Origin of the sequence: Bradyrhizobium sp. th-b2 (assembly GCF_000426785.1) — a bacterium.
Taxonomy (GTDB): domain Bacteria; phylum Pseudomonadota; class Alphaproteobacteria; order Rhizobiales; family Xanthobacteraceae; genus Bradyrhizobium; species Bradyrhizobium septentrionale.
The window spans coordinates 1-6,337 of record NZ_AUGA01000154.1 but is presented as its reverse complement, the minus strand read 5'-3'; the positions used below and the strand labels follow the sequence as shown (position 1 = coordinate 6,337).

At 56.4% G+C, this 6,337-nt stretch carries 6 protein-coding genes; 4 read left to right on the top strand and 2 right to left on the bottom strand.

The features are described from left to right. Both K359_RS64085 and K359_RS0146290 read left to right on the top strand, forming a co-directional pair. Nucleotides 1-195 (top strand): hypothetical protein (locus K359_RS64085; protein WP_210164118.1); only part of this gene is annotated, 195 nt, incomplete at its 5' end. A gap of 581 nt (nucleotides 196-776) precedes the next feature. Further along, complete coding sequence (locus K359_RS0146290) at nucleotides 777-977, top strand: hypothetical protein (RefSeq protein ID WP_029085073.1); 201 nt, start codon at nucleotides 777-779, stop codon at nucleotides 975-977. 25 nt (nucleotides 978-1,002) lie between these two features. Here K359_RS0146290 and K359_RS0146285 read toward each other — a convergent pair whose 3' ends face one another. Further along, entirely contained in the window at nucleotides 1,003-1,194 is a 192-nt protein-coding gene (locus tag K359_RS0146285) for a hypothetical protein (protein ID WP_029085072.1), read from the bottom strand. Nucleotides 1,195-2,836: 1,642 nt separating this feature from the next. On the opposite strand from K359_RS0146285, the gene K359_RS56140 reads away from it, so the two are divergent. Continuing rightward, entirely contained in the window at nucleotides 2,837-3,481 is a 645-nt protein-coding gene (locus K359_RS56140) for a GDSL-type esterase/lipase family protein (protein WP_051346822.1), read from the top strand. Between the two features lie 1,438 nt (nucleotides 3,482-4,919). Here K359_RS56140 and K359_RS60430 read toward each other — a convergent pair. Continuing rightward, complete coding sequence (locus tag K359_RS60430) at nucleotides 4,920-5,180, bottom strand: hypothetical protein (protein ID WP_084518832.1); 261 nt, start codon at nucleotides 5,178-5,180, stop codon at nucleotides 4,920-4,922. A 617-nt stretch (nucleotides 5,181-5,797) separates the two neighbouring features. Between K359_RS60430 and K359_RS0146265 the strand changes: the two genes are divergently transcribed. Then, nucleotides 5,798-6,337 (top strand): Crp/Fnr family transcriptional regulator (locus K359_RS0146265; protein ID WP_035978408.1); only part of this gene is annotated, 540 nt, incomplete at its 3' end.

The following is a 6,337-nucleotide window of genomic DNA, read 5'->3' as shown; positions in this document are numbered from 1 at the left end:
GACAAGGTTCGCTCTGCGATTGGTTCCTCCGCAGGAACGGAACCAAATAAGGGATTGCCGCTTTTGCTATTTGAATTGTTCTGGAGAAGATGCGAATGCGCTACTTCGATAAGCTTCGTAAGGGATCGCGGCTGCACCGCGCTACAATCGTCGATGATCGTACATTCTCAATCCGGCCCGCCGGAAATGGTTTGACCGACCTAGGTGCTTTCCAGCGCGTGGCTCAAGACACTGTCCACCACGAAGGCGAAGACGGATATCGGATACCGCTCAAAAATATTACAGGCTCAATCTACGATCTCCTGGTCATTAAGCGGGATAGACGACTGAAAGTAGTTCCGAATTCGCTTCGGAACATAACCAGCGACCCCAGCGCCGGACGTTAGTCACAGCGCCAAGGATCGCTACTCCCAGGGGCTGAGGAGCGACTGGAAGCTGGAAACCCGACTCTTGCCGTATCTGTTCGCTCCTACGAACAAGAGCTACCCCTCAGAGGTAAGAAACGATTGCGCGCCTGCGCAGTATTCTACTTGTCAGGATTTTGCACTTTACATCCTGGGGCTAGAGCCAACGCCGACCGCAGGTATTTTAAGCGGTCGGCGCTGCGCTGTTTGGATTCGCGGATTTCACCCAAATGCGCATCTCTGCCGCACGCCCATACCCAAAAGCTGCACCCCGCTCAAAATCACATCATGAGATGGGACTATTCTTTGGGAACGATATGAAGCAGCAAACCTTGCTTACTCGTAGCTGGAAATATCGCATGAGTTGATCCAATGACCATTCTTCCTGTTGATCGCGCGCTAAGCATATGCGGCGTGCTCGCCGACCGTGGCGAGATGAAGGGAGCCCGTGAACAGCTTTCCCGGCATCTGATGAAACTGTACAGCGCAGGCGAGAGAGACCAGCACCAATTGACAGTGCACGGACTATCGTACCTGCAGGATTTGGACCGAAGGATCGATTACAGCAATTGAACAGGGAGCCTGCTGGCCGAGACTACTAGCGCTTTTTCAGCGCTTGACGCTGCATCTGCAGGGAATTGCGCAGCATAACCCTTGCGATCGCAGCGCGGGCGGCATCTGCCCTGGCCTTAAGTTTTTTCGGTAGCGGCGTCCGGTGTTCGCCGGCCGTTGGCGTCATAGCCATCTGGGTGGGCGCTGTCGAGCTATGCTCGATATGCTGCACGCTCATTGGACCAGTCGATGGTGATTTAGGTATCGGCATAAAGGACCTCTGCCATTGAGTTCGTTCAATAACTCCGGAGCCCAGAGGGCGACTCCGGAACCCTTCACCTCAGCGATTGAAGTTCTGAGGATCGCAGCCACTCGCTCATGTGCGAGCCGGTTTCAGCCTGTTGTCGGGCCTTCTTCAAAATGACTTCCCGGTCAGCCCCAAGTGCGAGCACTTCAGCCTGCAGGCGAAGGCGTTGAGCCTCATCAGCTAGACGTTCTTCTAACGACTGAGATTGCTTGGAACGACGCCGTTGCATTGGCGCGCTCCTTTCCGTTTTCTAGGAAGGCGGGAGCGCGGTGACAGCGATCTCATCACCGGTATAGGCCACGGGTCGGGCGGTGATGGAACATCAATGTCCCAGCAACTCAATTGTTCCTAAAGCTAGCGCATCGGTGACGCTTCCGGCCCAAGTCGTCGGTCAAGCCGTGGCAGCGCAAAATCGCATAAATAAGCGCCAGCACCGTTTCCAGTGCTGGTGCTGGAAGTTCCGCGGGCGTTGTAGCATTCGCCCCGTGCGGCCCTTTTGCAAAGCCCGCCTTCGCAGGGCAATGCACTAATGGTCTATTGGTGGATCGCGGCATTAGTTGAAACTCGCAGCCATCGCGCTGCGTACTTCTCCGATGGCCCATGATCGCGAAATTCAGGAACTTCAGACCAAGCTCGCTATGTGCCAGCGGCTGGTAGAAAAATGTCCCTGACGGCCCTATGACTAAGAACCTTCGCGGCCTTGAGAGCGAGCTTCGCCGGCAACTTAGCGATTTGATTTCCGCGTCACACATGTAGTTGGGATCTTGGATAGACTGCCGCGCGGGCTCGGACATCACGCACATACGGCAACAAATTTCTCAGCCACTCGTCAGGCCGGGGTCAGTTCTCGAGCTTAGAGAAATTGGTACGCCATGCCGGCAAGCGCTACCCGAATTATAGGGCGCGGCATGAATTGTGCTGATGATTGGCTGCCGGGGAGTTTCAATGTCCCGGTTCAGGAATAAACGGTCATCTGGTGTGTATTTTTGAGACCGGCGGCCCGCCATTCGGGAGGTATCGTTGCGTTGCACGTCGCTTCGACAGACCAGGTTCCTCGTTCGCCAAGGAAGCACCGGCTGGATGGTTTACGATCGAGAGCGCAAAGGGGCGGCTCAGTTAGAGGACTATAGCTTGGCCGAAAAGCTGACGAAGGAAGAGGCCGAACTAGTAAAGGGGTTTCTGACGGCCCTCCCTCAGCCCCAGTCCGAAAGCGCGTAATTCGGGCCGCTCTACACTGGGGGCCATTCGCAAAGGATTGGGAGATTGTGATGGAGCCGGCTGCCCCAGCCCGACTGGCTGGGGGCCATAGGCGGCCGAACCGGGGCAACGCCTCGCTGGACGGCGGGCCAGTCGGGCGCTTCCCTACGGTACGCCGCGTATCGGGCTATTCAACGGAGAACCTTAGCGAAAAGCGGCGGGTGCAACGCCAAATGGTCCTGTTGCCGGCATCGGTTCACTCACCTTATGATTGCGACCGGGTTTACGCGCTGGCGAGGAGAGTTGCCGAACCGCGATTCCGTCACCTAGCGGAGAGCGCTCTCAGGAGAAGGTTGAGGTAATGAGCCCAATCGGAATGGTCGAGCATCTAGATGGAGGGACGGGCAGCGACTGGCCAAATCTCGGTCGATACCGAGACAGCAATGCTGCGATAACGGCGCCGCTGCGTGCGGTGTTCATCGGGGATTCTCTGACCGAGGCATGGCCTGACGTCGATCCCGACTTGTTCTCGAACGGGATCGTCGGGCGAGGTATCGCCGGGCAGACCACGCCTCAGATATTGCTACGTTTCATGGCAGACGTCGTCGCACTTCGGCCCAAGGTGGTTCACATTCTGTGTGGCTGCAATGACATCGCTGGCAATACCGGCCCGATGACCTTCCGAGACTATCAGAACAACGTGCTGGCAATGCTGACACTTGCCGATGCGCATGGCCTGCGTGTGATCCTCGGCAACTATGTCGATTACGACCAGTTCGCATGGGCGCCAGAAGTCGATCCCAAACCTTGGATCCGGCGCATGAACGCCTGGATAGAGGATACTGCAAGAATGCGGGGGTATGCCTTCGCCGACTATCGAACTGCATTCGGAACGATCGATGACGCCAGAAAGGCGGCGATCATGCCTGACGGTGTCCATCCCAATGTCGCGGGTTATGCTTTGATGCGGCCTGTCGCGCTCCAAGTACTGGACCAAGCCTTCGAACAGGCCGGCGCATAGCGGCGACAATGCCCAGCCAATCTATATCTCGCTGGAAGTCGCTTGCCCAAAAAACGGCCCCAGCGAGGGGACACAGGCTGGGGCCTAGTTTAGACTTTGAAACGTCGGGCGAGCGTGATGCGCCCCTAGCGGCAACCACGCGAATGAACCGCATCAGCATGGTACCGGGCACGGTTGCTGAGACAACCCAGATGACGCGCATGGCCCTATTCCATCTACTCGGTGGCAGCCCCGTGAATAAAAAGGCGCCCAGTCTCAGATCATGGCGCCGTTAGCCTGGTCGCGCGCGTCTACGGGCCGAGCAAAGCGGCAATGACTGGCGCCTGGAAATTACCGCCGCTGGCGCCGGAAAAGTGATGATCTGAGATTGAGAACCGTTTCCTGCCAAGACCGCTAATGGCCCAAAGCTGACGTCGTCGCAAAGCCCACCATGTCCGTCTTTGACCCAAAGTGGACTTCCGGCCCGCCACTACTTTTTGATTGTCTAATGTCAGAATTCATTCTCATAAGACGGCGGGTGCTGGTCTGTTTTCATCGTGAGTGGCCGGTCTTGGGTGGCCCAGTTTGTTCTGGCTTTGGCCGATTCATTAACTTTTCTGAAAGTGAGCAAAAAGGAACAGCAAGGGAGCTTCTAAGGCCTCAAGTTGTCATCATCACCGCACGGCTTTCGGCATTCATCGGTGATGAGAACGCCATCACGCGCTCCCGCCCTTCCTATAATGGAATGGAGCAGCCCCGATGCAGCGGCGGCGTATCAAACAGGCCATACCCCTCGAAGCACGCCTGACCCAAGAAGCCGCGCGCCTGCGGCAAGCAGCGAAAGGCACTCCACTCGGGATCGAACGAGAGAGAATGATCCGCCAGGCACGGCAGGCTGAGACCGCCTCTCACATCAGCGAGTGGCTTTCCTCGCCGGGATCGCGTGCGCCGACGTAAGCGGCACTGATCAGACAACCGTCGCGCCACGCGCTTATTCGCCAGTGAAAGAGTCTACACGATGCAGGGCAGCGATCAGTGGACCGAGTTAGTTTCATGCCCGAACTGTGGAATGTCAGGGGCTGCCCGTCTTTCGAAGGCCAAAAAGGGAGCCTTTGATTTTAGGGTGGAGGCCATTCCTGCGGGCTTTAAAATGAGTCGCTTGGAATTCTGTAACACCTTCTTCTGTGGGGCATGCGATCAACCGGCGCATTCCCACAAAACAAAGCAATAAGGCCACCCCAGTTGGCGGCCTTTTCACTTATTCTTGCGATGCCATTTCGCCTCTTGGCACTCTTCGGACCTGCGGGAGCGGTCTGATGATGTCGGCTCATCGGTATCACCCGGACCTCGCAACTGCGCGCACAAGTCCGAAAATGCATCTGTCGAGCAACGTAGTTAGCGGGGCGGGTCAGTAGTTTGCTGGAACCAATAGACCCACCCCTGTACTCGCGCCGTCACTTCATTCCTTGCAAGTCTTATCAGCCATCAAGGCTGCTTGTGCTGACGCCTGTGTCGGATGTGCCGTACCGATGGCCTTCATGTTGCCGCCAGCGGCAGGCTGGGCATTGACAACGTGACACTTCATCGTCGCGGCATCTTGAGCCACGTAGAACGAGGAAGCGCCTGATGGTGGCGCTTGACCGGTAGTTTTGTCTTGCTGCGCGAATGAAGGCGCAGTGAATGCGATAACAGCAACCGTCGCCAAAAGAACTTTCGTCATGGTGTCTACCTCCTGGTTAGAGACAGGGGGCAAATAGAGCCAGGCGATAAGAGGTTCCTGCGATACTGGATTTATTTCATATGCGAGTTGGAGTTGCTTTCGTGCGGCTTCGGTTAGCTTTTCCGATGTGAGCAATATTGACCAGCCCCGCATTGACGTATTGGGCTAGACTGGGTCCATCGCCGTCCGAATAGGCAGTTATCGGCGACAGAGAGATCGGTAATGCTCCCGCCTAATACAGGGAAGGCATGATGTCATCTGTCCAGCCAAATCCGCTATACAGCCGCGCGGAGATCGGAATTCTTCCGTGCTCCAGGTGTGGCAAGCCTATGCGGTTGGCTTGCATCGAACCTGCTCAACCCGGTCATGAAGTCCGCACCTTCCAGTGCCCGGAATGCAAGACGACTGGAAGTTTTGCAGTTGCGATCTAGCCGCCACTCTAGTCGGTGTTTGAGACCAGTTGTGTCCGGCTCGCCTGCTGACCGTTCCATCAGCTTATCGGCAGCCGGGTGCTCCCATCCTGGCTGCGAAAAGCTTCCATTGTGCGGCACTTTTACTTCGAACGTCGGAGGCTGAATGGTAAGCTAGGTGTCCCACCGCGCGGGACGAAACGGGACATGCCAGAAAATACCAACCACGCAATATTCGATCCTAAGGAGTTTCTCGCCAAGGTAGGCGAAGGGAAGACCATCCTCGCATTTCGCAAGGATGAGATCGTCTTTGCGCAGGGCGACGTGGCAGATACGGTTTTCTATATCCAGAAAGGTCGGGTCAAGGTTGTTGTCATATCCGAGCAAGGCAAGGAAGCCGTGGTCGGCATTTTGGAGCCCGGCCAGTTCTTTGGCGAAGGCTGCATGAACGGCCATTCGCTGCGTATCGCGACGACGACAGCGATGGAGGAATGCCTGGTGACCGCGATAACGAAGACCGCCATGGTCGCGGCATTGCACGATGAACCCAAGTTTTCGGAGTTGTTCATGGCCTATCTGCTGACCCGCAACAGCCGGATTGAAGAGGACCTGATCGACCAGCTCTTCAACTCCAGTGAAAAGCGGTTGGCGCGCCTGCTGCTCCTGCTGGCGAATTTCGGCAAGGAGGGCAGCCCTCAACCGATCAGTCCAAATATCAGCCAGGAGACATTGGCCGAAATGATTGGA

Coding starts and splice junctions, on each gene's coding strand:
- K359_RS0146290 (WP_029085073.1), top strand. CDS start 777: ATGACCATTCTTCCTGTTGATCGCGCGCTAAGCATATGCGGCGTGCTC.
- K359_RS56140 (WP_051346822.1), top strand. CDS start 2,837: ATGGTCGAGCATCTAGATGGAGGGACGGGCAGCGACTGGCCAAATCTC.
- K359_RS60430 (WP_084518832.1), bottom strand. CDS start 5,180: ATGACGAAAGTTCTTTTGGCGACGGTTGCTGTTATCGCATTCACTGCG.
- K359_RS0146285 (WP_029085072.1), bottom strand. CDS start 1,194: ATGAGCGTGCAGCATATCGAGCATAGCTCGACAGCGCCCACCCAGATG.